The sequence below is a fragment of the Deltaproteobacteria bacterium genome (genome assembly GCA_016874735.1).
In the GTDB taxonomy this organism is placed as follows: domain Bacteria; phylum Bdellovibrionota_B; class Oligoflexia; order Oligoflexales; family CAIYRB01; genus CAIYRB01.
This window is the reverse complement of record VGTI01000162.1, coordinates 1-1,913: the sequence shown is the minus strand read 5'-3', so window position 1 is coordinate 1,913 and position 1,913 is coordinate 1. Positions and strand designations below refer to the sequence as shown.

General features: G+C 48.7%; 3 protein-coding genes. All 3 read left to right on the top strand.

Annotated features, from left to right (window positions below; genetic code table 11):
- Positions 1–14 precede the first annotated feature (14 nt).
- A complete protein-coding gene (locus FJ146_19965) occupies positions 15–770 on the top strand; it encodes a hypothetical protein (GenBank protein MBM4254249.1) in 756 nt (251 codons plus the stop codon).
- Entirely contained in the window at positions 770–1,039 is a 270-nt protein-coding gene (locus tag FJ146_19960) for a hypothetical protein (protein MBM4254248.1), read from the top strand. Before FJ146_19965 ends, FJ146_19960 begins: the two co-directional genes overlap by 1 nt.
- Before the next feature lie 316 nt (positions 1,040–1,355).
- The coding region (locus tag FJ146_19955; protein ID MBM4254247.1) for a hypothetical protein at positions 1,356–1,913 on the top strand (558 nt) is incomplete at its 3' end.

Here is a 1,913-nt window from a genome sequence, read left to right as displayed (position 1 = left end):
CTGTGGGCGTTGCGATGACGCTGTCTTTTGCCAAGGACTATTACGAAGCCCGCACGGGGCGACGCCTACTCGGTGGCGAGATGCTGACGGGGTCGGAGCGCAGTATGGCAATGGTCGGCGCCGTACTTGCGATGGCGCCGGTGGTAGGACCCAGCTACAAAGCGCTCGCTGCGGCGAGTGAGAGTTTAGCGATATTCGCAGAGGTATCGAAGGCGGCAAAAGTCGAGGCGCGAGCTGGTAGTGCCGTCGCGGGGGAGCTTGCTGGGCTTGATGAGGCTGTAAATGGGGCTAGTAGGGTTTTAGACGGTGCGAATGAAATTGGGTGGGGAGCAGGCGATTTAGAGAGATTCGCAAAAAGTGCTTCTGACGTTAGTCGACATGGACCAATGAGCGCTGGAAGAATGCATGAAATACCCGTGGGCAATGGGACACTTGCGGATACTTTTAGGAGTTCTTCTTATTTCTCTTATAAAAATACCGGATCATTAACGTTATATCGAGTTCAGGGGAAGTCTTTTGAAAATGGAGATCGCTTAGGGCGATTCTGGACAAGAGATAAGCCTTCAGGTCCAATCCAATCAATTATCGATTCAGCATTAGATCCTACTTGGGGTAACACAGGTACCCATTGGGTTAAAATTGAAGTCCCGCCTGGAACTTCTCTATACGAAGGAGTAGCTGCTTCGCAACGTGGACTTGTAGGCGGTGGAAATCAAATTGTTGTTGAACATATTCCAAACACTTGGCTAAAGGAACAGGGGAAATTTTGATGAAAACGGCAGAAGAACTATTAACCCATTATTTTGAGATTAAATCGCCAACTGCACTGTACCAGATCGCAGATAGTCTAAAAGATTTTTTACAAAAAGGTCTGATTAAGGAAATGCCTGGTACCTGCTCTGTTTTTGATATCTCCATTGGTCAGCCATTTCCCGACGATATTATCAATATCGAGTTTGAGACTATTCCTGGTGGAGCAAGATATCTTTTAAGTTGCGATACATATCATGGTGCTGGCGGTGTTTTAAAAAGGTTGTAGAGCGTAAAGCTCAATGTCATGCATTCTCCATCGCTGCACAACTGTCGTTTTTTGGGTAACCCAAGTATTTGTACTTATGGAGTTAATAAGAAAGTTTTTGCTTTTTTATTACTAAATAGTGTAATGTTTACATTCTCGGTCCGATGTTTTCTGTCTTTCTTCAACAACAAGTTTCCAAGTCTCATGTGGCCTCAATTCACGCAACTCTCGGAGCCAAATTTCTGGGCAGCGATCAGTGTGTTTGAGACGCAGCTCAGTGGTATCGAAGCAACCTTAGATCAACTGACTAACGCCACCAAGCGTTGAGGGATTGGTCATGAAAAGAATCATCTCAGTCATCATCGCTCTACTTTGTGTAAGCCCTGCCTATGCTCAGGTGGATATATCGGTATCCCCCGCTGGATCTCATGGTGGCTCGTCGGTGGGTGGGAGTACTGGATCACCCGGTAGTGCACAGTCCAGACCCCAGCTGCCACCAGTATCGACGCCACGGGATCGTTCCGACGATTACGAGAGCTTCTGCATCAATGATCATGCCGGCGCTTGTAACTTCATGAAGCGCGATACGTTAGGGCATTGGATCGACCGTGAGGAGATATACACCCGAAGCGTCTTGGCAGATAAGCAACGTGAATTAGGCTCCAAGGAGGCGGCTTTAGATAAAGACCTAGCCGCATTAAGATCTGGTGGATCGACGAGCGGATCAGGTGCCGGACTTGGCACTGCCGCGTCGAGCTTTGGCGCAGCAATCCAGGCTAAGATCGATGCAACTGCTGCATCCAAAGTGCGTACGGCCGAACTCGGTGATAGCCGTGAAAAGATTTTAGTCGAGGCGAGTGCGGCACATCGCGCGGCCATAGATCAGGCCGTTGCC